Here is a 23,726-nt window from a genome sequence, read left to right as displayed (position 1 = left end):
TCAGAGGGATAGCATGGCCCAGGAACTCGTCTACGAACGCAGCCTCGAGGACGCCAAGCAGTTCGCCCGCATCCTGTACATCGCGCACGCGGCCACTTTTTTCTTTTCGCTCGGCACGCTGTCGATTCTCGTGCTGATCGTCAACTACATCCGCCGGCCGGACACGGCCGGGACGATGGTGTACAGCCACCACACCTGGATGATCCGGTCGTTCTGGTTCTATCTGCTGTGGATGGTCGTCGCGGTGATCCTGGCGATCACGATCATCGGGATTCCGCTGGCGTGGCTCGTCGGGGCCGGCGCGTGGCTGTGGATGGCGTACCGGATCATCCGCGGCTTCCTCGACCTCAACAACAACCGGCCGATGCCGGTGTGATCAGAGCTTGGCGAGCGCCTGAGCAAGATCGGCGATGAGGTCGTCCGGGCCCTCGAGCCCGATATTCAGGCGCACGAGCGCGCCGGCGTCCGTCCAGTCGCGCCGCATGCCCTGCATGCGGTACGGCACGGCCAGGCTGTGCGTGCCGCCCCAGCTGTAGCCGATGCCGAACAGCTCCAGCGCATCGACGAAGCGGTCGACCTGCTCGCCCGAGTAGCGCGCGTCGAACACCACGGAGAACAAGCCGCCGGCGCCCGTGAAATCGCGCCGCCACACGTCGTGGCCCGGGCAATCGTCGAACGCGGGGTGCAGGACCTTCGCGATCTCGGGCCGCGTCTTGAGCCAGCCGGCCACCTTGCGCGCGGCCGCGTCGTGCGCGTCGAAGCGCAGCTTCATCGTTTCCAGGCCGCGCAGCACGAGGTAGGCATCGTCCCCGCCCACGCCCATGCCGAGCCGCATGTGCGCCATCGACAGGTGTTCGTTCAGTGCGGCGTCGCGCGTGATCGCGGCGCCCATCAGCACGTCGGAGCCGCCCGACTGGTATTTCGTCAGCGCCTGCATGACGATGTCGGCACCCACGTCGAACCCGCGCAGCGCGAGCCCCGCGGCCCACGTGTTGTCCAGCGCGACCGGAATCCCCTTCGCCCGCGCCGCCGCGCAGATCGCCGGCAGGTCCGGCACTTCCATCGACACGGAGCCCGGCGCCTCGGTCCAGATCAGCTTCGTCTGCGGCCGGATCAGGTCCGCGATGGCGCCGCCCACCAGCGGATCGTAGAAACGCGCCGACACGCCGAAGTCGCGTTCCAGCCAGCGGCCCAGTTCGCGCGTGGGGTTGTAGACGTTGTCGGGCAACAGGACGTCGTCGCCCGCCTTCAGCAGCGCGAGCAGGATCATCGAGATCGCGGCAAGCCCGGACGGCGCCAGCAGGCAGTGCTTGCCGCCTTCGATGGCGGCCAGGCGCGCTTCCAGCGTGAACGTCGTGGGCGTGCCGTGCAGCCCGTAGGTATAGGCCGTCTTGTTGCGCCAATCGCCCGCACGCAGGCTCGCCACGTCCTTGAACAGGACCGTGGACGCGTGGTGGATCGCGGTCGGGTACGCGGCGAAGCCGGCCGGCGGCCGGTAGTCGCTGTGGGTCAGCGTGGTCTGGATCGACTTCTTGCTGGTCACGTCGGCGCCTCCCGATCCGTCGGTCCGGTTACGCGACCGTCGCCCACAGGTCGTGCGCGTCCGCCTTGGTCACGACGACGTCGATGAATTCGCCCACGGCCGGCTTGGCCTTGCCCGGCGCGAGGGCGCGCTTGATGTGGACGACGCCGTCGATTTCCGGCGCGTCCGCGCTGGAGCGGCCGAGCGCCTCGCGCGCGCCCACTTCGTCGACGAGCACGCGGATCGTCTTGCCGACCTTCGCCTGCAGCCGCTTGGCCGAGATCTCTTCCTGCAGCAGCATCACCCGGGCGCGGCGCTCTTCCTTGACCTCGTCCGGCACCGGATTCGCGAGCGCGTTCGCCGTCGCGCCTTCGACCGGCGAGTACGCGAAGCAGCCCAGCCGGTCGATCTGCGCTTCCTTCAGGAAGTCCAGCAGGTATTCGAATTCCGCCTCCGTCTCGCCCGGGAAGCCGGCGATGAACGTGGAGCGGATCGTCAGGTCGGGATTCATCTTGCGCCAGGCCTGGATGCGGTCGAGGTTCTTTTCGCCGCTCGCGGGACGCTTCATGCGCTTGAGGACGTCCGGGTGCGCGTGCTGCAGCGGGATGTCCAGGTAGGGCACGACGTGTTCGCCCATGAACGGGATCACCTCGTCCACGTGCGGGTACGGGTACACATAGTGCAGGCGCACCCACGCGCCGTACTGCTTGGCCATCTGGCCCAGCGCTTCCGTCAACTGCGTCATGTGCGTCTTGACGGGGCGGCCGTTCCAGAAGCCCGTGCGGAACTTGACGTCGACGCCGTATGCGCTCGTGTCCTGCGAGATCACGAGGAGTTCCTTCACGCCCGCCCTGAACAGGTTTTCCGCTTCCTGCAGCACGTCGTGGATGGGGCGCGACACGAGGTCGCCGCGCATCGACGGGATGATGCAGAAGCTGCAGCGGTGGTTGCAGCCTTCGGAAATCTTGAGGTAAGCGTAGTGCTTCGGGGTCAGCTTGACGCCGTGGTCCGGCACGAGGTCGATGAACGGGTCGTGCGGCTTGGGCAGGTGCGTGTGCACGGAGTCCATCACCTCGGCCACGGCGTGCGGGCCGGTCACGGCGAGCACCTTGGGGTGCACCTTCGTGATGATGTCGCCGCCCGCCGCATCCTTCTTGGCGCCGAGGCAGCCGGTGACGATCACCTTGCCGTTTTCCGCGAGCGCTTCGCCGATCGCATCCAGCGATTCCTGCACGGCCGCGTCGATGAAGCCGCAGGTGTTGACGATCACGAGGTCGGCGCCGGCGTACGACTTGGCGGTCTCGTAACCCTCCGCGCGCAGCTGCGTGAGGATCTGTTCGGAGTCGACCAGCGCCTTGGGGCAGCCGAGCGAGACGAAACCGACCTTGGGCGCGGCCGGCGTTGGCGGCGTCGCGCTGCCGGTAGTGTCCGTGTTGGCGGGAAGAGGATTGCGGCGGAGTTCTTGCATTGTCAAAGTGCGGCAAAAATTTTGGGCAATCCGCGATTTTACAGCAAGTGGAGGCGGACAGCACCATGCCAAGCAAAATGCCGCGGGCGCCGCACGACAAGCATTTAACGAATCCGTGACCATGCGCGCATTTCTGCGCATTATCCATGTGCTAACATGCATTTCCCCATGCCAACAATACCCTGCCGCGCGTTACCGCGCCGACCATGGGCATACCATTTATCGTCCACAACATGATCACGAAACTCATTCGCTTCCTCGCCGCGCTCGCTGCGTGCTGCGTCGTCACCGGCTGCGCGACCGTCAATCCGATGGCGTTCGACAAGCAGACCAAGGCCATCGACACCAAGGACAAATCGATCGTCCTGATGACCGTCGTCGTCTCCCGCCCCGATCGCAGCCGCTTCGAACCGGTTCCGTACGTCGTCCACATCGAAAAGCCGGACGCGCAGAGCAAGGAAGACCGCCAGAACTTCAAGATCGACAAGGATGCCGACTCGCTGCACGCGAACGGCCAGGACTTGTACCTGCTGCGCCTGGCCCTCGTCGCGGGCGAATACAAGCTCATCGACATCTTCGGCATGGCGCGCGCCTTCCCGATCAACGGCATGTTCAGCGTGCCCCTCCTCGCCAAGCTGAACGTCAAGCCGAATTCCGTGACGTACATCGGCCGCGTGACGGCGAAGCTGCGCCACCGCGTGGGCGGCGAATTCCGCGCCGGCCCCGTCATACCGCTGCTGGACCAGGCCATCGCCGGCATGTCCGGCAGCACCTGGGACATCGCGATCGACAACCTCGCCGACCAGGACATCGGCCTGTTCAAGACCACCTATCCCGTGTTGAACAATGTGACGATCGAGACCGCCGCGCTGGCGCCGTTCGACCGCGCGGCCGCACAGCACTGGTGGGACGGCGAATCGACGCCGGCCGACAAATCGGCCGAGCCGGCAATGGCGTCCGTGCCGGCGTCGGTCGCGGCGCCGGCTCCTGCCCAGCAGGCTGCACCGCGCTGACGGGGCGCCGTCCGGCAGTGCCGGACGATGCGCCGGCAAACAAGAATGCCACCCGAGGGTGGCATTCTTGTTTGCGCACGCCGGCCGGGCCGGGACGTTGCCCGGAACAGCCAGATGCAGTCTATTTCTTTTCTGGCGGCACGCCGAACGGAAACGCCCCGAACATCGCCTTGCTCTGGCTCTGCATCTGCTCCTGCATCTGCAGGAACAGGTTCTTGCTCTGGTCGATGTAGTTGTTCATCATGCCCTGCATCATCGGGCCCTGGATATTCATGAACTGGGTCCACATTTCCGTGCTGAACGGCTTACCTTCCAGCGCGCCCGTGGCCGAGCCGACGAACTTGTTCTGGATGTCGGTGAACGCCTGCACGTTCTTTTCCAGGTAGGAGCCCATCATGCCCTGCATCGCATGGCCATAGTAACGGATGATCTGGGACAACACGCCACTGGAGAACATCGGCACGCCGTGCGCTTCCTCTTCGAGAATGATCTGCAGGAGGATGCTGCGGGTCAGGTCTTCGTTCGTCTTGGCGTCGACGACCGTGAACTCGTCGGAATCGAGCACGAGTTGCTTTACGTCGGACAAGGTGATGTAAGAACTGGTCTGGGTGTCGTACAGCCGGCGATTCGGATACTTCTTGATCAGGCGTTCAGTGCTTTTTTTGACACTACTCATCTCATTTCCATGTACAGCGCCGTAGCGCATTTATTATGCGGCGACCGTGGGGATCTCCCGCGGCGTCTCCGATTCCAAGAGGATATCCTCTAAAAATACCACGTTGCGAACGCAGGTGCAGCAATTATTCGCTGAGCAACTGAATGATTTATTTCGCAATGTCGATCGAACCCTCGTCAATCGGCCCTGGCCTTGACATAACTGCCGGGCGCCGGTTCGAGCGGCGGGAACTGCGCATTGCCCGGCTGCGCAGGCGGCGCAACTTCCTTGCCGCCATGTTCGACGAGGAACTGCGCCCATGCCGGCCACCAGCTGCCCTTCTTCTCGACCGCACCGTCAAACCAGTCAGCCGCCGTCTTGGGACGGGTGCGGCCCCCTTCGTTGATCCAGTAGCTACGCTTGTTCTTCGACGCCGGATTGATCACGCCCGCGATGTGGCCGGACGCGCCCAGCACGAAGCGGTTGTTCTTCGGCTTCTTGGGATTCAGCAAGCCCATCGACGCGAACGCCGCGTCCCACGGCACGATATGGTCTTCCTTCGAGCCGTACAGGAAGGTCGGGCAATCGATGGCGCCCAGGTCGACCTTGACGCCCGCCACGGTCAGCGCGCCCGGCACCTTGAGCTTGTCTTCGAGATAAGTATTGCGCAGATACCAGCAATACATCGGGCCCGGCAGGTTCGTGCTGTCCGCATTCCAGTACAGCAGGTCGAACGCGGGCGGCGTCTTGCCTTTCAGGTAGTTCTGTTGGACATAGTTCCACACGAGATCGTTCGGACGCAGCGCCGAGAACGTCGTCGCCAGGTCGCGTCCCGGCATCAAGCCGCCCCGCGCCAACTGCTGTTCGCGCAGCCTCACCTGCGTGTCGTCGACGAAGACATCCAGCACGCCCGTGTCGGAAAAATCGAGCAGCGTCGTGAACAGCGACAGGCTCGCGGCGGGCTTCTGGCCGCGCGCGGCCAGCACGGCCAGCGCCGTCGCGGCAATCGTGCCGCCCACGCAGAAGCCGAACACGTTCACCTTGTCCTCGCCCGTGATCGCGCGGGTCACCTCCAGCGCGCGGATCGCGCCCTGCTCCACGTAATCGTCCCACGTCGTGCCCGCGAGACTCTGGTCCGGGTTACGCCAGGACAGCATGAACACCGTGTTGCCCTGCTCCACGAGGTAGCGGACGAGCGAATTTTCCGGCTGCAGGTCGAGGATGTAGTATTTGTTGATGCACGGCGGAACCATCAGCAGCGGTACCTCGTGCACGGTCGGGGTCGCCGGCGTGTACTGTATCAGCTGGAACAACGGGTTCTCGAACACGACCGTGCCGGGTGTGACGCCGACGTTGCGCCCGACTTCGAACGCGGACTCGTCCGACTGCGAGATGCGGCCCTTCTGCAAGTCGGCCAGCATGTTCTGCAGACCCTTCGTGAGACTTTCGCCCTTGGTCTCGATCATTTTCTGCTGGGCTTCCGGATTCGTCGCGAGGAAGTTGGCGGGCGACATCGCGTCGACGATCTGCTGGACGGCGAACCGGATCTTCTGCTTCTCGCGCGGCGGCGCCTCGACGGCCTCGGCGAGCGCGACGAGGAATTCGGAGTTCAGAAGGTACGAGGCGACGCTGTACGCGGACATCGGATTCGCCGTCCATTCCGGCGCGGAAAAACGGCGGTCGCTGAACGAAGGCAGCTTGCCCGAGACAAAATCCTGCCACAGCTTCGTGGCCTTCTGGACGTAATCGTCGCGCAGCGCTTCCAGCTTCGCCGGCGACAGCCCGGCACCGACATCGCCGAGCATTTTTGCCACCGGTGCGAACGCTGCCGTGCCGTCGGCGCCGTCGGGAAGCTTCATCCACGACTGCCAGGCGGAGGGATCGGTGAATTGCGCGAACGGCGCCATCCAGGGAGCGGCGAGCATCTGCGGGGTAGCATCAGGCGTATTCATAAGGCGTCCATTGTGTAGAATCGATTTGTCGACAGCAACCGGAGCATCGCATGTGGATCATCGCCATAGGATGGATGTACGTCGTAACCCTGATGGCGGCGACGGAGCCGACTGTGGTTGGCGGCATTATGACTTTTTTCGGCTATGGCGTGTTGCCATTCTCACTCGTATTTTACCTTGCGGGATCAAGGCGGCGGCGGGCACGCGCGGCCCGGACGGCCCCGCACGCGGCCGATGGCGCGACGATCGTGCCCGTGGCGGCTGGCGTGCCGGGTGCGGATGGCGCCACGGCCGGGCACAGCTGCACCGACGCGGGCGCGGCGGGACGTGACGGCGGGACGCACTGAACCGCCCCGCTGCTGAGCCGTTCCGCTGGCCGGCCGTTGTCGCTATTTCAGCCAGATGAGGCTGGCCAGGCGGCCGCTGACGCCGTCACGCCGGTAGGAATAAAACCAATCGGACTCGATCGCCGTGCAGCGCCCGCCCCCGTGCACGCGCGTGACCCCGGCGCGGGCCAGCATGCGCCTCGCCAGCAAATAAATGTCCGCCAAATACTTGCCCGGCCGGCCAGGATACGGCCGGAAGGCATCCGCCACCTGTCCCGGCAACGCCGCTTCGAAGGCGGCCAGGACGTCGGGGCCGACCTCGAACGCGTCCGGACCGATCGCCGGCCCCAGCCACGCCGTGATCTCGCCCGCGCCCGCCGCGCGCATGGCGGCGACCGTCTGCCCCAGCACGCCGCCGGCCAGGCCGCGCCAGCCGGCGTGCGCGGCGCCCGCGACCTTGCCGCCCAGGTCCGCGAACAGCACGGGCAGGCAATCGGCCGTCAGGATGGCGCAGACGACGCCCGGCACCGTCGCGATGCTCGCGTCGCCCGTGCGCACGGGCCCGTCCGGTTGGACGGTCTCCGCGTCGACGACGTCGGCACCGTGCACCTGCGCGATCCATGCGGGCGCCCCGGGCAGCCGTGCCTGCAGGCGCGCGCGGTTGGCCTGCACGGCGCCGGGATCGTCGCCCACGTGGCGGCCCAGGTTCAGGCCACCGCCGCCCCGGCCATCGCCGTACGGGCCCATGCTGACGCCGCCGCGCCGCGTCGTGGCCAAGGCACCGAACGCGTCAGGCAGATCGGGCCATTGGTCGCGCGTGACCGGGAGAATCAGATCGGCGTCCTGCAGATCGGATCCGGTCATCAGATCGCTTCCGGTTCTTCGATCCCGGCCTGTTCCAGAAGTTCCGCGAAATCGTCGGCCAGCGGCACGATCCATTCCACGTGCTCGCCGGTCACGGGATGCGTGAGGCCGAGGCGGCGCGCCTGCAGAGCCTGGCGGTGGAAGAACGACCGCAGGTGCTGCTTGCCGTACACGGTGTCGCCGACGAGGCTGAAGCCGAGCGACTGCATGTGCACGCGGATCTGGTGCGTGCGGCCCGTCTCCAGGCGGCATTGCACGAGGCTGACGGGACGGCGGTCCAGCTCGCCCGTCTCGATCACCTCGTAGTGCGTGATGGCGGGCTTGGCCAGCGGGCTGTTCGACACGGCCATCTTGACGCGGTCCTTCGGGTCGCGGCTGATCGCCGAATCGATGGTGCCGTAGGCCCGCGGCGTGCCCCACACGAGGGCGAAGTATTCGCGCTTGACGGTGCGCGCCTGCAACTGGCGCACGAGGTCGGTCTGCGCTTCAAGCGTCTTGCCGACGACCATCAGGCCGCTCGTGTCCTTGTCGAGCCGGTGCACGATGCCGGCGCGCGGCACCGAGACCAACTGCGGGCAGTGGTGCAAGAGGCCGTTCAGCAGGGTGCCGGACCAGTTGCCCGAGCCCGGATGCACGACGAGGCCGGCCGGCTTGTTGATGACGATGATGGCGTCGTCCTCGTGGACGATGTCCAGTTCCATCGCTTCCGGCGTATAGGCCGTGTCCTCGGGCGCGGGCTGCGGGACCACGACGACGGTCTCGTCGCCGTACGCCGTGCCCTTGCCCTTGGCCGGCTTGCCGTCGACGGTGATGTGGCCTTCGTCGAACCATTGCTGCAGGCGGCTGCGCGAGAATTGCGGCACCAATCCGGCCACGACCTTGTCCAACCGCTGCCCGCAGTGTTCGGGCCCCAGTTCCAGCGTAATGGGAGAATAGTCGGGGCCACCGGCATCGGAGTCGAATGCGGCGTCGAGCTCGGCGTCGAGGTCCTCGTCCAGGTCGGGGTCGAAAAGGTTTTCCGCCGAATTCGGCGTAGCAGTTAATATCACGTCAGTCCCATCGGCTATAATCAGCCGTTCGTTGAATCTCGGTAAAACTTTCTTGCACCAGAGCTTATGCAAAAAAAATTGTCTGTATTAGTCGTGACTAGCGTCCTGCTCAGTTTGTCAGCTTGCGGTTTGTTGCCGGAAAGATCCGACGAAAACAAGAACGTGTCAGCATCGAAATTATACGCTGACGCGCAAGAGGAAATGGATGGCGGCCACTATGAAGCCGCGATCAAGCTGTTCGAGCGACTCGAGTCCAACTACCCGTTCGGCACCTACGCCGCCCAGGCGCAGATGGAAATCGCCTATGCGCACTACAAGGCGCAGGACCAGGCCGAGGCGCTGGCGGCCGTCGAACGCTTCATCAAGCTGCACCCGAACCATCCGCAGGTCGACTATATGTACTACTTGCGCGGCCTGATCAACTTCAACGACCAGATCGGCTTCCTCAGCTTCATCTACGCCCAGGATCCGACCGAGCGCGATCCGAAGGCGACGCGCGAAGCGTTTGCCGCGTTCAAGGAACTGGTCGACAAATTCCCGAACAGCAAATACGCGCCGGACTCGATCGCCCGCATGAACTACCTGATCGACGCGATGGCGGAGTACGAAGTGCACGTGGCCAACTACTACTACCGCCGCGGCGCCTACCTGGCCGCGCTGAACCGCGCGCAGAACGCGGTGACGCAGTTCAGCCAGGCGACGGCGCGCGAAGAAGCCCTGTTCATCATGATCCGCTGCTACGACAAGCTGGGCATGTTCGACCTGCGCGACGACACGCAACGCATCTTCGCGAAAAACTACCCGAACAGCCGCTTCATGGGCGGCAAGGGCTCGGGCGACGCCCCGTGGTGGAAGTTCTGGGCCAAAGCCGGCCCGAAACCGGCGCCGAAAGACGCCGTGCAGTAAAGACGACAATGCCCGCAATCTCGCGGGCATTTTTTTCACCCCCAAGAATTCGGGGTCAGAGCATAAATTCGGGGTCAGAGCACATTTCGGATCAATGTCGCGATGCGAAGGCATCCCAGTCGCGCCGGCCCGCTGTCGGGCTGCAGACGGCGCGGGCCGTCATCGATTCGCGTGTAAATTTTCCGCGAAGATCATGCACCGAAATGTGCTCTGACCCCAAAATTTGCCGAAATGTGCTCTGACCCCGAATTTGCCGGCGTTGGGTACTGGCTCGCGGTCAGACGTCCAGCCGGCGGCGGAATACCCACGCCTTGTCGGTCGACACGCTCTCGTCGAACGCATAGCCGTCGACGTCGAATGCCTTCAGCCGTTCGACGTCCGTGATGCCGTTCTCGGCCGCATAGCGCGCCATCATCCCGCGCGCCCGCTTGGCGAAGAACGAGATGATCTTGTACTTGCCGTTCTTCCAGTCCTCGAACACGGGCGTGATCACCGGCACGTCCAGCAGCTTCGGCTTCACGGACCGGAAATACTCTTCCGACGCCAGGTTCACGAGGACAGTCGCGCCCGCGTCCTTCAGGTCGGCATTCAGCGCCGCCGTCACGCGTTCGCCCCAGAAGGCATACAGGTCCTTGCCGCGCGGGTTCGCGAGGCGCGTGCCCATCTCCAGGCGGTACGGATGCATGCCGTCCAGCGGGCGCAGCACGCCGTACAGGCCGGACAGGATGCGCACCCTGCCCTGCACGTACGCCAGCGCGCGCGCATCGAGCGTGCGGGCGGCCAGGCCCGTGTAGACGTCGCCGTCGAACGACATGATCGCCTGGCGCGCCGCGGCGTGGTCCGGATGCCAGTCCGCGTAACGCGTCACGTTTAATACAGATAATTGATCCGAGATATCCATCAGCGCGCCGATCTCGGCCGGCGACTTGGGTTTCAGGATCCGGATCAGTTCGGCCGCTTCGTCGATGAAGCGCGGCGTCGTGCGTGCGCGGGTGGTGGGCGGGGAATCGAGGTCGAGGGATTTGGCGGGCGAAAGGACGATCAGCATTGTTGAAACACGCACAGCGGGTAAAATTGCTGACATGATACCTGCTCCAGCGAAACCCATCGTCATTGACACCAACGTCTGCCTCGACCTGTTCGTTTTCCGCGATCCGCGCTGGGCGCCGTTGCTGGCCGCCCTCGAGTCCGGCCGCGTGCGCGCCGTCACCCGCGCCGACTGCCGCGACGAATACCGCATCGTCCTGCATTACGCGCACCTGCCCCTCGACGACGCGACGCGTCCGGAGGCGGCCAGCCGCTTCGACGCGCTGATCGAGGTCGTGGCGCCCACCTCGCGCGCGCTGCGCCTGCCCGTCTGCACGGACCGCGACGACCAGAAATTCCTGGAAATCGCGCGCGACGCCGACGCCGCCGTCCTCATCACGAAGGACAAGGCCCTGCTCAAGCTGGCCCGGCGCGCCGCGCGCGACAACCTGTTCCGCATCATGACGCCCGACGCCTGGGTCAAGACCGAGGCGCCGGCCACGGTAGAATGACCCGACCATCGTCCACGCCATCCGCACCATGACCACACCCGCCCTGCAATCGCGCCTGCCGGCCGTCGGCACCACCGTGTTCACCCTGATGTCCGCCCTCGCCCATGAACACGGCGCCGTCAACCTGGGACAGGGCTTCCCCGACTTTTCGTGCGACGCGCGCCTGCTGGACGCCGTCGACGCCGCCATGCGCGCCGGCCACAACCAGTACGCGCCGATGACGGGCCTGCCGCAATTGCGCGCGGCCGTCGCCGCCAAGGTCGCCGCGCTGTACGGCCACGCGTACGACGCCAACGCCGAGATCACGGTCACGGCCGGCGCCACGCAAGGCATCATCACGGCGATCCTGTGCGCCGTGCATCCGGGCGACGAAGTGATCGTCATCGAGCCCTGCTACGACAGCTACCAGCCGTCGATCGCGCTGGCCGGCGGCGTGGCCGTGCCCGTCGCGATGCGCGTCGACGCGAACGGCTACAGCGTGCCGTGGGACGCCGTGGCCGCCGCCGTCACGCCGAAGACCCGGATGATCGTCGTGAACACGCCGCACAACCCGACGGGCACCATCCTGCGCCAGGCCGACCTCGACGCCCTGGCGGACATCGTGGACGGCACGGACATCCTGGTCCTGTCGGACGAGGTCTACGAACACATGGTCTACGACGGCCAGCCGCATGCGTCCGTGAGCCGCCATCCCGTACTGGCCGAGCGCGCGTTCGTCGTCTCCAGCTTCGGCAAGACCTATCACGTGACGGGCTGGAAGGTCGGTTACGTGGCAGCGCCGGCGTCCCTGATGGCGGAATTCCGCAAGGTCCACCAATACAATGTGTTCAGCGTGAACACGCCGATGCAGGCCGGACTGGCGGACTTCATGCGCGATCCGGCGCCGTGGCGCGACCTGCCCGCGTTCTACCAGCGCAAGCGCGACCTGTTCCGCGCGGGACTGGCGCGCACGCGTTTTACGCTGCTGCCGGCGGACGGCACGTATTTCCAGTGCGTGCGTTATGTCGGGATTTCGGATCTGTCCGAGTCCGAGTTCGCGCAGTGGCTCACGCGCGAGGTCAAGGTGGCGGCGATTCCCGTGTCGGCGTTTTACAGCCGGCCGACGGAATCGGGGATCGTGCGGTTTTGTTTTGCGAAGAAGGACGAGACGTTGGCACTGGCACTCGACCGCTTGTCCAAGGTGTGACGTAAGCGAAAGTGGGCGCGGGGCGCCCACCCTACGGCGCCATACGTAGGGTGGGCACCCCGTGCCCACCGAACACCGAAAACAGCCTTCAGCGTCCGAGCTGCTGGACGCGCCGCTCCACGAATCCCTGCAATTCCTGCGACAACCCGCCGCTCGCGCGCGCCCGCTGGAAGGCGTCCAGCGCCTCGGCGTTGCGCTTCTCGGCCTGCAGTGAAATGCCGAGCCCCATCCACCACACGCCGTTCGACGGCATCGCGCGCACGGCCAGCTGGTACTGCTCGGCCGCCTCGCGGTGACGCTGCTGGCGCGCCAGCGCGGCGGCCAGGAAGGCGTGGTAATCCGGATCGTTGCCCGCGTAGGGCAGCGTGCGCAGCAAGGTGTCGATGCCGCTGCCGCCCCGCTCGATCTGCAGGCGCGCGAGCAGCATCGCCATCGCCGGCTGGCGCGCATCCAGCGTGAGGCCGAGCTGCAACTGGCGCATCGCCTCGTCCGGGCGGTTCCCTTCGATCAGCAGGCCGACCAGCGTCTGGCGCGCCGCCTCGTGCGCCGGATCGTACTTCAGGGCCTGCTCGAGCGATGCCACCGTGTCGCCCATGCGGCCATCCTGCAGGCTCGCCAGCGCGCGCCGGTATTCGCTTTCGGCGCGCTGCGCACCCGTTTCCTGGCGGCCTTGCGCCGCATGCTTGCCCTGCCGCGCACCATCGTCCCTTGCGGCCGCGCGGGCGGCGGCGAGCAGCGCGGCGGAGCGCTTGCCCGCCGCCTTGCCGCGCGCCGCGAGCACCTGCGCGATCGCGCGCCGCGCCTCGCGCGCTTCCGCGCTGTCCGGCTCCATCGGCGCGACGGCCTGCGGGTGCACGACGGCCCGCTCTTCCTTGCGCTGCGCGGCGGCACGCGCCCGCTCGGCACGCCGTTCGGCACGCGTCATGGGCTTCTCTGCCCCGTCGTCGAAAGCGGCGGCGGCCGGCGGCGCTACCGGATCGGCATGCGGCACCGCTGCCGGCGGGACCGCGTTCGACGCGGCCGCGGCGGGCGCGTTCGGCGCCCGCACGGGCCCCGTCACGACCGGCGCCACCTTGACGGGCGCCGCCGCGACGGGCGCCGGCGCCGCGGGCAGCGGATGCGCGGCGCGCTGCAGCCGGGTCCACCCCAACCAGGCCAGCGCCAGCACGGCCACGGCGGCGCAGACGGCGACCGCGATCGTCCGGCGACCAGGCCGTGACGGCACGTGTCCGACGGGCTTGACCTGGCCGGGCAGCGCGCCATCCTTGGGCGTCCCGCGCGCATCCAGGTCCTGCAGCATCTTGTTAATCAGGCTCATTCGGCTCCCCGTCAATGGCTCAGCGCCCACGCGACGCCGCCGCCGGCGGCGACCAGCGCGGCCGCGAGCACGGCCCAGGGCCACAGGCGGCGCCGGCTCGTCGCGAGCGTGTCGCGCGCGGCCGCGCTCACGTGCGCGCGCGCGACCTGCTGGCGGCCCTGGCCATAGCACAGCATCATGGCCTTGTGCGCGAGGATGTTGACGAGGCGCGGCACGCCGCCGCTGGCCGCGTACAGGCGCGCCACCGCGCCGCGCGAGAACAGGCGCGCGCCATCATATCCCGCCACGCGCAGGCGGTGCGCGACGTAGTAATCGAGGTCGTCGCGCGACAGGGGTCCGAGGTGGTAGTGGAACGTGATACGCTGCGCCAGCTGGCGGATGGATTGCAGTTCGAGCTTGCGGTTCAGTTCCGGCTGGCCGAACAGCACGATCTGCAGCAGCTTGCGCTTTTCCGTTTCGAGGTTCGTCAGCAGGCGCAGCGCTTCCAGGGTCTCGACGGGCATCGCCTGCGCCTCGTCGAGGCACAACAGGACGCGCTTGCCGTCGGCCGCCAGGCGCAGCAGCCGGTGCGTGATCGCTTTCAGAACCTGGTGCTGGTCGGCGTCCTTGTCGTAGCCGACTTCCAGCTCGTCCGCCAGCGCCAGCATCAGCGTGCGCGGTTCCAGGTACGGGTTCGGGATATACGCGGTGACGAACTCCGGTCCCAGGGTCGACATGAACTTGCGGCACAACAGGGTCTTGCCGGTGCCGACTTCGCCCGTGATCTTGATGAAGCCTTCGCCGGTGCGCGCCGCGACGAGCAGCGTGTTCAGGGCCTCCTGCGAATGCGGGCTGCCGAAGAAAAAGCTGGTGTCGGGCGTGATCCCGAACGGCAGCTCGCGCAGGCCGAAGTGCGCCGTGTACATTTAGCGGTTCCCCCGTCTGCGCGGGTCGAGCTGCTCGATGCGGCGGTTGGTGTCGAGCAGGTCGTCGTTCCAGTTGTTGATGCCTTCGACAATCGTCGGCTTGATCAGCACGACCAGTTCGCGCTTCTGGTTCACGCGCTTCTTCGCGCCGAACAGCGCGGACAGCACCGGCACGCTGCTCGTCCCGGGCACGCCCGTGTCGTCGGCCGTCGAGGACTGGCGCATCAAGCCGCCGATGGCGACGACCTGGCCGTTCTGGCCGCGCACGATGCTGTCCAGCTCAGACGTGGCCGACGCCGCCAGCGGCAGATTCAGGCTGCCGGCCGTGCCGAGGTTGACGGACTTGTTGATCGTCGAGACCTGGCTCACGGACGGGTGCACGTGCAGCAGGATGTTGCCCTGCTCGTCGATCTGCGGCGTGACGTCGAGCACGACGCCGGAAAAGAACGGCTGCAGGGTGACGCTCGGCGACACCGTGTTGCCGGTCGTCGTGGAATTCGTCGTGGTCTGCACGCCCGTCACGTAGAACTCGTCCGTGCCGATCTTCAGCACCGCCTTCTGGTTGTTGACGGCCGCCACGCGGGGGCTAGACAGCACGTGCACGGTGCCCTGCGTCTCGAGGAAGGAGATCAGCGCGGCGAAGTTCGACGTCTGCACGGCCAGGCCGAACATCGACCCCGCCGTCGCCGCCGCGTTCGACAGCGAGAAGCCGGTGCTGGCCGCCAGGCCCGTGCTCGGATCCGAGATCGTGCCCGGCTGCCCGCCGCCGAACGGCAGCGGCGTGAGCGTGGCGCCCGGCGAAAGCAGGCCGCCGGACACGCGGTTGTCATGGCCGCTCTTGATCGACGCGAACGACGCCCAGTTGACGCCGCTCTGGTAGCTGTCGTTCAGCTCCACCTCGAGGATCTTCGCTTCCAGGATCACCTGGCGGTCGACGGCGAGCTGCGTCGCCTTCAGGTAGGCGTCGACGTTGCGCAGTTCCTCCGGCATGGCGCGGATCACGATCACGCCCGACTGCGGGCTGACGACGACGCTGCGGCCGCCCTCCTTCGAACCCACGATGGCTTCGATGGACTGCTTCAGATCGGTCCAGAAGTCGTTGGTCGACGAGGTCGCGACGTCCGTGCTGTCCATCTGGCCGCCGCCCTGGCCGTTCTGGTTGTTGCCGTTGTTGTTCTGGCCGCCCTGGTTGCCGAACGGGCTTTGGCCGCCCTGGTTGTTCTGGTTGTTGCCGTTGTTGTTGTTGGCGGCGTTCGACACGGACGTCGACGTCACGCGCGTCATCGACATGCCGGCCCGCTTGCCGACCAGGTAGTTCACGTGGAACATCTTGGTCTGCATCGTCAGCGGCTTGATCGAGATGCGGTTGCCCTCGATCTTGTAGTCGTAGCCGTACATCTCGCGGATCGCGTCGAGCGTCTCCGGCAGCGTGACGTCCTTCAGGTTCGCCGTGATGGTGCCGGCGACGTCCGGATGCACGAGGATGTTGTAGCGCGTGCCCGCGACGATCGAGCGGAAGAACTGCTGCGCCGGCACGTTGTTGAAGGAGACGTTGAAACGCTCTTCCAACGCGGGCCGCGCTTTCGGCAGTTGCGTGGCCAGCGCGGCGGCCGGAGGCAGCAGCGCGTCGGCCACGGCCGCGTCCACGGCCGGCGCGGCGGCCGGACGCTTGCTCACGCTGCCCGCCATCTCGCCCTTGATCTTGTCGTAGGTGGCCGTGCTGGGCGTCGTCTGGCAGCCGCACAGGACCAGCACGGCGGCTATCGACACCGCCACGGTACGCATCCGGGTACGCTTGTCGTTCATCCTCATCCTTTGTCAGCGCCGCGCGGCATGCGCCGGGGTCATCCCGTCGGCGGCGTCGGCATACAGGCGCAGCACCTGGCGCTCGCCGCCGCGCACCAGTTCGACCTCGTTGTCGCCGATGCGCGCGACCTTCGCCCCGTGGAAGCTGTCGCCCGGGCGCACGGTCTCGCCGTCGATGACGGCCAGGTGGCGCCCGCCGGCCGCGCGGCCGATCAGGATCGTCTGCAGTTGCGGACCGCTGCCGGCGCCCGCGGGCCCCGCCGCCACCGGAATGGCGCCGGCGGGCGGCCGGGTCGGGTCCTGCAGGGCCTGCGCATGGGCGCCGGCGCACAGCAGGGCGAGGAACGCGGCGCCGAGGGCGCGCTTGGTCGTCGTCGTGATCACAGCTTCATCCATTTCGGGTCCAGGCTCAGGGTGTACAAGGTCAAAGTGAGGCGCACGTTCGGGTACTCTTCCGCGTCCAGCTGCGCCTTGCCCCAGAACAGCTGGGTGGGCAGCGTCTCCAGCGCGTGCATGTAGTCGACCATGTCGAGATAGCTCCCGCGCACCGTCAGCTCGACGCCGTGGCGGTACAGCAGGTCCGCCGACTTCCCGGCGGACGACGTGGGCTGCGGCACCGGTGCCGCAACGGACGTCGCAGGTGCCGGGCTGTCGTTCAGCGTCGTCACGGGCAGCGTCTTGAGCGACACGAGTTTCAGCCGGCCGTTCGCGCGCAGGATGGCTTCCAGCAGCGGCGCGATGCGCTCCGGCGGCACGAGGCCCTTCTGCATCGTGCGCAGCGCTTCGCTGGTGCGTGCCGTCTCGGCGCGCACGTCGGCCAGGCGCTTGCGCAGCGCCTCGTTCGGATCGTTGCCGAAGGCGCGCGCCTTCGCCGTGATCTCGGCGTCGACGCCGTCGATGGTCGCGGTCTGCTGCCGCACCGTCTGGCGCAGCGCGCTCTCCTTGCGCGCGAGCGGCGCGAACACGAGCGCGTTCGCGAGGAACACGAGCACGACGACGGTGGCGCCGAAGGCCATGATGCGTTCGCGCGGCTGCAGCGCTTCCACGCGCGCCGCGAACTGGAGCCAGCGGCGCTTCATTGCCGCCCTCCGCCGCTCGCTCCGGCGGGCGCCGACGCGGCGGCCGACTGCAGCGTGAATTCGACGTACGGCGCGGGCGCCTCCGTCTCCTTGCCGTCGGCGCCGCGCACCTTGACGGTGGGCGCCTGGCCGATCTGCATGCTGCCGACCGGCGTGCCTTGCAGGACGCGCTCGTTGCGCAATCGCGCCAGGTAGCCCGGGACGAGGGCCGGATCGAGGGCGCGCCCGCGCACGCCGATCTCCGCGCCGGCGCCGGCGATGGATACGCCCGTCAGCCACAGCCCGTCCATGCTCTGGCGCGCCAGCGCGCGGAAGTATTCGGCATAGCCCTGGGTGTTGCCCAGGTCACCGCGCTCGATCACGTCGGCCACGCGGCGCAGCGCGTCGCGCTCGGCCTGGGCGTCGGCCAGTTCGGCTTCGAGCCGGCTGTCCATCGCGCGCGGGGCGAATGCGGCGGTTGCGCTCTCCAGGCGCTTCTGCGCCGCTTGCACGCGCGCTTCGCCCTGCGCGACCTGCGTCTCCAGTTGCATCACGCGCACCTTGGCGTAGACGCCGGCACCGACGAGTCCCAGCACCAGCACGCCGAGCGCGGCGGCCATCGAATTGACCGACAGGATCTTCTTCTGCGGCTGGAACTGCGGGTTGAACAGATTGATCTGCTGGCTCATGCGGCCCCCGCCTCCACGCGCAGCGCGGCCCCGATGGGCACGAAGAAGCGCTGCTGGCGTCCCGGATCCGCGAGCTCGGGCACGCGCTCGAGGTCGACCACGTCGGCCAGGTCGAGCGTCTCGACGCGCGTGTACAGATTGCTCGACAGGTATTCGTCCAGGCCGACGGCGCCGGTCGGCGCCAGCACCAGCTTGGCCACGCTGATGAACGCGAACTGGCGCTCGAAGTTGTCGAGGGAGCGCTGCAGCTCGAGCGTGATCTTGTCGAAGCTCTGGTGCTTGCGGTCGTGGTCGTCGTCCAGGATCTGCGCGAGGGTCACGTCGATGCGGCGCGACAGGTACAACTCGCCGCGCCAGGACACCGTCAGGAGCCCACCGTCCTCGCCGAACGACAGCATGGCGACGCCGCGGCCTTCCGGCTCCAGCAGGGCCGACACGTTACGCTGGGCCATCTCGGGGATGTCGATCACGCGCAGCTTGACCTTGGCCGCGTTGAACATCTTCTGGCGCGCCGCAATCACGCCGTTGCGCGCGGCGATGGCGAACACGCTCTGCTGCGGACGCGCGACGGCGTTCGGATCGAGCGGGATGTCGAGGACGTCGAACGTCGCGTCGTCGATGGGGAAATCGAGGATGTCCTTGAGGCGCCAGCGCATGGCGCTTTTCAGCTCCTCGCGCGGGACGTTCGGCGACTCGACCGACATGAACTGGTAGTCGCCGCCGGCCAGCACCGTCGTGCAGCGGTAGCTCGCGCTGTGCATCTCCTTCGCGGCCTTGTCGAGGGCGTCGGCGGACGGCGCACCGGGGAAGAAGGCGGCGTGCGTCAGGGCCGGTTTCGCGCCCTCCCCCGCGCCACGGCGCACGCTGGCCGCGGCGATGCCATCGCGCTGCGGCACCATGGCCAGCCAGGCTGCATTGTGCTGTGCTTTACTGAAAAAACCCATGCGTGGCGGTGGTATCCGTGACCGAGTCGAGATAGATGAGCTAGAGGCTTGATTATATTCAAGCGGTGGGGAAAACCGATACCAAAATTTTACTCTGGAAGAATATTTCTGGTTTTCCGTGTGGAACTACTAATGGGTGTTGTCCACGCGCCGCACCCTGGCCGTAAACGACAATCGGGACCGCTTTGTTGCGGTCCCGATCAATCAGGCGGAAACGATCAGTTGCAGTTGTCCGCGGTCGCTGTCGCCGGAACCGTCACGGTCGGCGGCGCCGAGGCCGTCGCCGTGTAAATGATGTAGCAGTTCGCTGCGCTGGCGGCGCTGAGACTTGCCGGAACGACCGCCAATTGATCGGCTGCCAGGGCCGTCACGGGGTTGCCGGCATCGCCTTTCACATACGTTTTGTAGTCGCCGGTACCGAGGCCGGCCGCAAGTGCCGTGGCACTTTCCGCTTTCGGATAACCGTTCGTCTGGAAATTGATCGTTACATCTTCCACGGTGACTTTGCCGGCGGCCGACACAGTAGGGCTGGCCAGCCACTTGCCGTGCGCCATCGCCGCAGTGGCGTTCAACGAACCTTTCGCCGCATTCAGCGAAGCCAAGCGGGCGTCGCCACCCAGGCTCGCAAACTTCGGCAACGCCGTCGCCGCCAGAATGCCCAGGATCACGATCACGACGATCAATTCGATCAAGGTGAAGCCGCCCTGGGCATTGTTCTTGATGCTTACTTTCATGCAACTCTCCGGTAATTGATGCGGCGTCCACGCCGCGTGGGTTGTTAATGTCCGCCTTGCACGCCGACTTCGTTCAGCGCAAGGCTCGTCGCGGGCGTTCCCCCGACAGTGAGGATTCGCGTCAATTCTACCTTGAACGCAGGCAATTCCGATTTGCCTGAAGCAAATCTTTCTCGTTCCGGGGTGAAATAAATGAGGATTTTGTCGCGCGGGTCAAACACCCACCCTCTTCTTGCCACCCGTCCCTGCTCGGAGAGCGCGAATTCGCCAAGGTAATTCGCCGGCGGCCGGACCAGCAATTCCATCGGATTCTGTCCCGCGAGCTTGACCAGCGCGTCCGGCCGGCCCTGGGCCAGCGCGCGCGTCGTCTCGACCTGCAGCGCCGTGCGCAGCGCGGCCACGGTCTGGCGCGCCGCCACCTCCTCCGCCGCCTGGCGGTAACCGTCCAGGCGGTGCAGCAGCACGGCGCACAGCGCGGCCGTAATGGCGGTGACGAGTGCGAACTCCAGCAGCGAGAAGCCGCGTGGCCGCCTTGGTCCGGTGCTTGCCATGGTGATCCTCATATCAATGATGCAGGGCCGCCTTGCCCAGGTCCCAGATCGGCAGGAAGATGCCCAGCGCCAGCATGAGCACCATCGCACCGAGGAAGGTGATCAGGATCGGCTCGATCTGGCTGGACAGCGTCTTGAGTTCGTAATCGACCTCGCGTTCGTACATCTGCGCGATCTCGTCCATCAGGTCGTCGAGCGAGCCCGATTCCTCGCCCACCGCGATCATCTGCAGCACGATCGGCGTGAACACGTGCGCGTTGGTGGCCGTGCGCAGGATGCTTTCGCCGCGCTCGACGCCGTCGCGCATCTGGTCGAGGCGCAAGGTCAGGTAGGCGTTGTCGGCCGTCTGCGCGACGACCGTGAGGGCTTGCACGATCGGCACGCCGCTGCGGATCGACAGCGCGAAGCTGCACGCGAAGCGGGCCATCGTGGCCTTGTGGATGATCTTGCCGGCGATCGGGAAGCGCAGCTTGTAGCGGTCCCACACGAGGCGTCCCGCCGACGTGCGGGTCCAGGCGCGAAAGCCGAAGAACGCGGCGACGGCCACGGCGGCCATCACTGGCCAATAGTCGACCGTGAAGCGCGACGTCGCGATCAGGATGCGCGTCATCAGCGGCAGCTGGGCGTGGAAGGTCTTGAAAACCTTCTCGAACTGCGGGATCACGAACACGTTCACGACGATCATCGCCGCGACCATCGCGACGATGACGAACGTCGGGTAACGCAGCGCCGTCTTTACGCGGTCGCGCATGTCGCGGTCGAATTCGAGGTGGTCGAACAGGCGCAGGAAGACGTCTTCCAGGCGGCCCGTCATCTCGCCCACGCGCACCATCGACAGGTAGAACGGCGTGAAGCATTCCGTGTGGCGGCGCATGGCGGTCGACAGCTCGCGGCCCGCGTCCAGCGACTCGCGCAGGTCCTGGATCACGCGCGCGAAGCTCTTGTTCGTCGCGGATTCCTGCAACCCGGCCAGGCCGCGCATGATCGGCACGCCGGATTTCAGCAGGGTGTAGATCTGGCGGCTGAACAGCTGCACGTCGATCGACGTCACCTTCTTGCGGGTGAGGCGCTCCCACAGGCTCTCGCCGGCGCCGCCGCCGCTGCCGGCCGTCGTCGCCTTGCGGGTGGTGGGCGAGATCTCCAGCGGCGTGACGCCGGTGCCGAACAACTGGTCGGCACAAGCCCCGCTGTCGGCGCCTTCCAGCACGCCCTGCACCAATTCGCCGCGCGCGTTGCGGCCTTTGTAAGCGAAGAACGGCATGGGCGCTTATCAGTCTTCCATCTGGTTACTGATGCGCATCGCTTCGGACACCGTCGTGCGGCCCTGGATCGCGAGGCGCACGCCGCTGCGGCGCAGCGTCTCGCCGCGCATCTCCGCATGGGCCACCTTGAGGAAGTGCGACGGGTCCGGGTGGTTGGCGGCCTCGTTGACGGCGCGCGTCATCTCCAGCAGTTCGTACACGCCCGTGCGGCCGCGGAACCCCGTGCCGTTGCAGTGGGAGCAGCCGCGCCCGTGGAAGAACGGCACCGTCTCGGCGCGGTCGCCCAGTTCCGCGCGCAGCCAGGCGCGCTCCGGCGCCGGCAACGGGTACGGTTCCGAGCAGCTTTCGCAGATCACGCGCACGAGACGCTGCGCCAGCACGGCCTGCAGCGATCCGCTCACCATGTAGCGCGGCACTCCCATGTCCATCAGGCGCAGCGGGGTCGACGCGGCATCGTTCGTGTGCAGCGTGGACAGCACGAGGTGACCCGTCATCGCGGCGCGCAGGCCGATCTGCGCCGTCTCCTGGTCGCGCATCTCGCCGACGAGCACGATGTCCGGGTCCTGGCGCAGCGCGGAGCGCAGCACGCGCGCGAAATTCAGCTCGATCTTGTCGTTGACCTGCACCTGGTTGATGCCGGACAGCCGGTATTCGATCGGGTCCTCGACCGTGATCAGCTTTTTCTCGACGGAGTTCAGCTCGGCCAGCGCGCTGTACAGCGTGGTCGTCTTGCCGGAACCCGTCGGTCCGGTCACGAGCACAAGGCCGTTGGGGCGCTGGACGATGGCGCGGAAGCGCTCGACCAGCGCGGGCGGCATGCCGATCGCGTCCAGCCGCAGCGTGGTGCCGACCTGGTTCAGCAGACGCATGACGACGGATTCGCCGTACTGCGTGGGCATCGTCGAGATACGGACGTCGATGCGCTGGTTGCGCACCTTGACGGCGAAGCGGCCGTCCTGCGGCAGGCGTTTTTCCGAGATGTCGAGGTCCGCCATCAGCTTCAGGCGCAGCGCCAGCGGCGTCGCGATCTTGATGTCGGCTTCCGTCTGCAGGTGCAGCACGCCGTCGATGCGGAAGCGGATCTGCAGGCGGCCATCCTGCGGCTCGATGTGGATGTCGGACGCGCGCACCTGGGCCGCGTCGTCGAACACCGATTGCAGCAGCTTCACGACCGGCGCTTCTTCCAGGCCGGAATTGGCGGACAACGTGTTGAAGTCGACGGAGGTCGTGTCGCCCAGGTCCTGTTCGAGCTCGCGCGCGAGGCCCGTGATCTCGCCGGTGCGGCGGTAGATGCGGTCGATCGCCTGCAGCACTTCGGTCTCGTTGACGACGGCCAGCTCGACGCCCTTCTTCAGCAGGCGCGCGATCTCGTCGTAGGCAAAGAGGTCGGTCGGATCGGAGACGCCGACGAGCACCGTCTCGCCGCGGTCTTCCAGCACCAGGGCGCGGAAGCGGCGCGCCTGCGTTTCCGGCAGCAGGCGCACGACGTCCTGGTTGATGTTGTAGAACTTGAGGTTGAGGTAAGGGATGCCGAGCTGGCGTGCCAACGCGCCGGATATCTGCTCTTCCGTGACGAAGCCGCTCTCCACGAACACGCGGCCCAGCTTGCGGCCGGTGCGCTTCTGGTCGGCCAGCGCCTGGTTCAGCTGATCTTCCGACAACAGCTTTTGTTGCACCAGGATTTCGCCAAGTCGGACTTTTTCGGGCCGCGCCATACCACCTCTTCGATCAATGTAGGACTAGTCCTGCATTGTATGTCACAGGAACGAAAAATTAACCTACAGAATGACTTTACGTATGACAAAGCGTATCGTCGGCGCGACTCCCCGCCATTCCGGCATGGAAATTCGGGGTCAGAGCACCGTTTTTGGCGCACTGCCGCGTTAATTCTTCGATAAAACAACGGCTTGCCGAGGTTCGCGCCGAAAAAAAACGCTCTGACCCCGAATTTACAGGGAGGTGGCGGCTGGGCTACCATGC

At 66.5% G+C, this 23,726-nt stretch carries 24 protein-coding genes; 6 read left to right on the top strand and 18 right to left on the bottom strand.

The genetic code is table 11. From position 1 onward, the window contains the following. Positions 1-13 precede the first annotated feature (13 nt). Positions 14-376, top strand: a complete 363-nt coding sequence (locus tag ISF28_RS00870; protein ID WP_198115255.1) for a DUF4870 family protein — start codon at positions 14-16, stop codon at positions 374-376. Here ISF28_RS00870 and ISF28_RS00865 read toward each other — a convergent pair whose 3' ends face one another. Together ISF28_RS00865 and rimO are read right to left on the bottom strand one after the other, a co-directional pair. Then, the gene (locus tag ISF28_RS00865; RefSeq protein ID WP_198115254.1) at positions 377-1,543 is read right to left on the bottom strand and encodes a cystathionine beta-lyase; all 1,167 of its coding nucleotides are present in this window, start codon (positions 1,541-1,543) and stop codon (positions 377-379) included. It lies immediately after the preceding gene. Between the two features lie 28 nt (positions 1,544-1,571). Next, positions 1,572-2,990, bottom strand: a complete 1,419-nt coding sequence (gene rimO / locus ISF28_RS00860; protein ID WP_198115253.1) for a 30S ribosomal protein S12 methylthiotransferase RimO — start codon at positions 2,988-2,990, stop codon at positions 1,572-1,574. Between the two features lie 206 nt (positions 2,991-3,196). Here rimO and ISF28_RS00855 point away from each other — a divergent pair, with 206 nt between their 5' ends. Beyond that, entirely contained in the window at positions 3,197-4,003 is an 807-nt protein-coding gene (locus ISF28_RS00855; RefSeq protein WP_198115252.1) for a hypothetical protein, read from the top strand. Positions 4,004-4,124: 121 nt separating this feature from the next. Here the strand turns inward: ISF28_RS00855 and phaR are convergent, their stop codons facing one another. Both phaR and phaC read right to left on the bottom strand, forming a co-directional pair. Beyond that, positions 4,125-4,679: a polyhydroxyalkanoate synthesis repressor PhaR gene (phaR, locus tag ISF28_RS00850; RefSeq protein WP_198115251.1), complete on the bottom strand. Its 555-nt coding sequence runs from the start codon at positions 4,677-4,679 to the stop codon at positions 4,125-4,127. A gap of 176 nt (positions 4,680-4,855) precedes the next feature. After that, positions 4,856-6,610 carry a class I poly(R)-hydroxyalkanoic acid synthase gene (gene phaC / locus ISF28_RS00845; protein WP_198115250.1) on the bottom strand — a complete coding sequence of 585 codons (1,755 nt, stop codon included), beginning with the start codon at positions 6,608-6,610 and terminating at the stop codon, positions 4,856-4,858. Between the two features lie 50 nt (positions 6,611-6,660). Here phaC and ISF28_RS00840 point away from each other — a divergent pair, with 50 nt between their 5' ends. Continuing rightward, positions 6,661-6,957: a hypothetical protein gene (locus ISF28_RS00840; protein ID WP_198115691.1), complete on the top strand. Its 297-nt coding sequence runs from the start codon at positions 6,661-6,663 to the stop codon at positions 6,955-6,957. A gap of 42 nt (positions 6,958-6,999) precedes the next feature. Here the strand turns inward: ISF28_RS00840 and pgeF are convergent, their stop codons facing one another. Then, on the bottom strand, positions 7,000-7,800 hold the full coding sequence (pgeF, locus tag ISF28_RS00835; RefSeq protein WP_198115249.1) for a peptidoglycan editing factor PgeF: 801 nt from the start codon (positions 7,798-7,800) through the stop codon (positions 7,000-7,002). Continuing rightward, positions 7,800-8,849, bottom strand: a complete 1,050-nt coding sequence (locus tag ISF28_RS00830; RefSeq protein ID WP_198115248.1) for an RluA family pseudouridine synthase — start codon at positions 8,847-8,849, stop codon at positions 7,800-7,802. Before ISF28_RS00830 ends, pgeF begins: the two co-directional genes overlap by 1 nt. A gap of 66 nt (positions 8,850-8,915) precedes the next feature. On the opposite strand from ISF28_RS00830, the gene ISF28_RS00825 reads away from it, so the two are divergent. After that, positions 8,916-9,755, top strand: a complete 840-nt coding sequence (locus ISF28_RS00825; RefSeq protein ID WP_198115247.1) for an outer membrane protein assembly factor BamD — start codon at positions 8,916-8,918, stop codon at positions 9,753-9,755. 277 nt (positions 9,756-10,032) lie between these two features. Here the strand turns inward: ISF28_RS00825 and yaaA are convergent, their stop codons facing one another. Beyond that, entirely contained in the window at positions 10,033-10,803 is a 771-nt protein-coding gene (yaaA, locus tag ISF28_RS00820; RefSeq protein ID WP_198115246.1) for a peroxide stress protein YaaA, read from the bottom strand. 34 nt (positions 10,804-10,837) lie between these two features. On the opposite strand from yaaA, the gene ISF28_RS00815 reads away from it, so the two are divergent. Together ISF28_RS00815 and ISF28_RS00810 are read left to right on the top strand one after the other, a co-directional pair. Then, positions 10,838-11,293, top strand: coding sequence for a putative toxin-antitoxin system toxin component, PIN family (locus ISF28_RS00815; protein ID WP_198115245.1), 456 nt, complete (start codon positions 10,838-10,840; stop codon positions 11,291-11,293). Positions 11,294-11,321: 28 nt separating this feature from the next. After that, positions 11,322-12,479 (top strand): pyridoxal phosphate-dependent aminotransferase, encoded by a 1,158-nt coding sequence (locus tag ISF28_RS00810; protein ID WP_198115244.1) that lies wholly within the window; start codon positions 11,322-11,324, stop codon positions 12,477-12,479. Positions 12,480-12,567: 88 nt separating this feature from the next. On the opposite strand, the gene ISF28_RS00805 is transcribed toward ISF28_RS00810, so the two are convergent. From ISF28_RS00805 to ISF28_RS00755, 11 genes are all read right to left on the bottom strand, one after another. Continuing rightward, positions 12,568-13,797: a tetratricopeptide repeat protein gene (locus ISF28_RS00805; RefSeq protein WP_198115243.1), complete on the bottom strand. Its 1,230-nt coding sequence runs from the start codon at positions 13,795-13,797 to the stop codon at positions 12,568-12,570. A gap of 11 nt (positions 13,798-13,808) precedes the next feature. Continuing rightward, positions 13,809-14,702, bottom strand: coding sequence for an ExeA family protein (locus ISF28_RS00800; protein ID WP_198115242.1), 894 nt, complete (start codon positions 14,700-14,702; stop codon positions 13,809-13,811). Continuing rightward, the gene (gene mshL / locus ISF28_RS00795) at positions 14,703-16,508 is read right to left on the bottom strand and encodes a pilus (MSHA type) biogenesis protein MshL (protein ID WP_229518790.1); all 1,806 of its coding nucleotides are present in this window, start codon (positions 16,506-16,508) and stop codon (positions 14,703-14,705) included. A gap of 12 nt (positions 16,509-16,520) precedes the next feature. Beyond that, entirely contained in the window at positions 16,521-16,904 is a 384-nt protein-coding gene (locus tag ISF28_RS00790) for a hypothetical protein (protein WP_198115241.1), read from the bottom strand. Continuing rightward, the gene (locus ISF28_RS00785; RefSeq protein WP_198115240.1) at positions 16,889-17,587 is read right to left on the bottom strand and encodes a hypothetical protein; all 699 of its coding nucleotides are present in this window, start codon (positions 17,585-17,587) and stop codon (positions 16,889-16,891) included. Before ISF28_RS00785 ends, ISF28_RS00790 begins: the two co-directional genes overlap by 16 nt. Further along, complete coding sequence (locus ISF28_RS00780; protein ID WP_198115239.1) at positions 17,584-18,255, bottom strand: PilN domain-containing protein; 672 nt, start codon at positions 18,253-18,255, stop codon at positions 17,584-17,586. Before ISF28_RS00780 ends, ISF28_RS00785 begins: the two co-directional genes overlap by 4 nt. Further along, entirely contained in the window at positions 18,252-19,199 is a 948-nt protein-coding gene (gene pilM, locus ISF28_RS00775; protein ID WP_198115238.1) for a pilus assembly protein PilM, read from the bottom strand. The genes ISF28_RS00780 and pilM overlap by 4 nt, the downstream gene beginning before the upstream one ends. A 218-nt stretch (positions 19,200-19,417) precedes the next feature. Next, positions 19,418-19,933: a type II secretion system protein gene (locus ISF28_RS30845; RefSeq protein WP_198115237.1), complete on the bottom strand. Its 516-nt coding sequence runs from the start codon at positions 19,931-19,933 to the stop codon at positions 19,418-19,420. Positions 19,934-19,977: 44 nt separating this feature from the next. Next, positions 19,978-20,484, bottom strand: coding sequence for a type II secretion system protein (locus ISF28_RS00765; RefSeq protein ID WP_198115236.1), 507 nt, complete (start codon positions 20,482-20,484; stop codon positions 19,978-19,980). Positions 20,485-20,497: 13 nt separating this feature from the next. After that, positions 20,498-21,745 carry a type II secretion system F family protein gene (locus tag ISF28_RS00760; RefSeq protein WP_198115235.1) on the bottom strand — a complete coding sequence of 416 codons (1,248 nt, stop codon included), beginning with the start codon at positions 21,743-21,745 and terminating at the stop codon, positions 20,498-20,500. 9 nt (positions 21,746-21,754) lie between these two features. Next, positions 21,755-23,461 carry a GspE/PulE family protein gene (locus ISF28_RS00755; protein ID WP_198115234.1) on the bottom strand — a complete coding sequence of 569 codons (1,707 nt, stop codon included), beginning with the start codon at positions 23,459-23,461 and terminating at the stop codon, positions 21,755-21,757. Between the last annotated feature and the right edge of the window lie 265 nt (positions 23,462-23,726).

Source organism: Massilia rhizosphaerae (assembly GCF_016093545.1).
Lineage (GTDB): Bacteria > Pseudomonadota > Gammaproteobacteria > Burkholderiales > Burkholderiaceae_D > Telluria > Telluria rhizosphaerae.
Note: the sequence above shows the minus strand (reverse complement) of the source record. Positions and strands in the feature narration are given on the sequence as shown.

Bases quoted from the DNA above. Each gene is read 5' to 3' on its own strand.
- ISF28_RS00870 (WP_198115255.1), top strand. From the start codon at position 14: ATGGCCCAGGAACTCGTCTACGAACGCAGCCTCGAGGACGCCAAGCAG.
- rimO (WP_198115253.1), bottom strand. From the start codon at position 2,990: ATGCAAGAACTCCGCCGCAATCCTCTTCCCGCCAACACGGACACTACC.
- ISF28_RS00855 (WP_198115252.1), top strand. From the start codon at position 3,197: ATGGGCATACCATTTATCGTCCACAACATGATCACGAAACTCATTCGC.
- phaR (WP_198115251.1), bottom strand. From the start codon at position 4,679: ATGAGTAGTGTCAAAAAAAGCACTGAACGCCTGATCAAGAAGTATCCG.
- phaC (WP_198115250.1), bottom strand. From the start codon at position 6,610: ATGAATACGCCTGATGCTACCCCGCAGATGCTCGCCGCTCCCTGGATG.
- ISF28_RS00840 (WP_198115691.1), top strand. From the start codon at position 6,661: ATGTGGATCATCGCCATAGGATGGATGTACGTCGTAACCCTGATGGCG.
- pgeF (WP_198115249.1), bottom strand. From the start codon at position 7,800: ATGACCGGATCCGATCTGCAGGACGCCGATCTGATTCTCCCGGTCACG.
- ISF28_RS00825 (WP_198115247.1), top strand. From the start codon at position 8,916: ATGCAAAAAAAATTGTCTGTATTAGTCGTGACTAGCGTCCTGCTCAGT.
- yaaA (WP_198115246.1), bottom strand. From the start codon at position 10,803: ATGCTGATCGTCCTTTCGCCCGCCAAATCCCTCGACCTCGATTCCCCG.
- ISF28_RS00815 (WP_198115245.1), top strand. From the start codon at position 10,838: ATGATACCTGCTCCAGCGAAACCCATCGTCATTGACACCAACGTCTGC.
- ISF28_RS00810 (WP_198115244.1), top strand. From the start codon at position 11,322: ATGACCACACCCGCCCTGCAATCGCGCCTGCCGGCCGTCGGCACCACC.
- ISF28_RS00805 (WP_198115243.1), bottom strand. From the start codon at position 13,797: ATGAGCCTGATTAACAAGATGCTGCAGGACCTGGATGCGCGCGGGACG.
- ISF28_RS00800 (WP_198115242.1), bottom strand. From the start codon at position 14,702: ATGTACACGGCGCACTTCGGCCTGCGCGAGCTGCCGTTCGGGATCACG.
- mshL (WP_229518790.1), bottom strand. From the start codon at position 16,508: ATGAACGACAAGCGTACCCGGATGCGTACCGTGGCGGTGTCGATAGCC.
- ISF28_RS00790 (WP_198115241.1), bottom strand. From the start codon at position 16,904: ATGGATGAAGCTGTGATCACGACGACGACCAAGCGCGCCCTCGGCGCC.
- ISF28_RS00785 (WP_198115240.1), bottom strand. From the start codon at position 17,587: ATGAAGCGCCGCTGGCTCCAGTTCGCGGCGCGCGTGGAAGCGCTGCAG.
- ISF28_RS00780 (WP_198115239.1), bottom strand. From the start codon at position 18,255: ATGAGCCAGCAGATCAATCTGTTCAACCCGCAGTTCCAGCCGCAGAAG.
- pilM (WP_198115238.1), bottom strand. From the start codon at position 19,199: ATGGGTTTTTTCAGTAAAGCACAGCACAATGCAGCCTGGCTGGCCATG.
- ISF28_RS30845 (WP_198115237.1), bottom strand. From the start codon at position 19,933: ATGAAAGTAAGCATCAAGAACAATGCCCAGGGCGGCTTCACCTTGATC.
- ISF28_RS00765 (WP_198115236.1), bottom strand. From the start codon at position 20,484: ATGGCAAGCACCGGACCAAGGCGGCCACGCGGCTTCTCGCTGCTGGAG.
- ISF28_RS00760 (WP_198115235.1), bottom strand. From the start codon at position 21,745: ATGCCGTTCTTCGCTTACAAAGGCCGCAACGCGCGCGGCGAATTGGTG.
- ISF28_RS00755 (WP_198115234.1), bottom strand. From the start codon at position 23,461: ATGGCGCGGCCCGAAAAAGTCCGACTTGGCGAAATCCTGGTGCAACAA.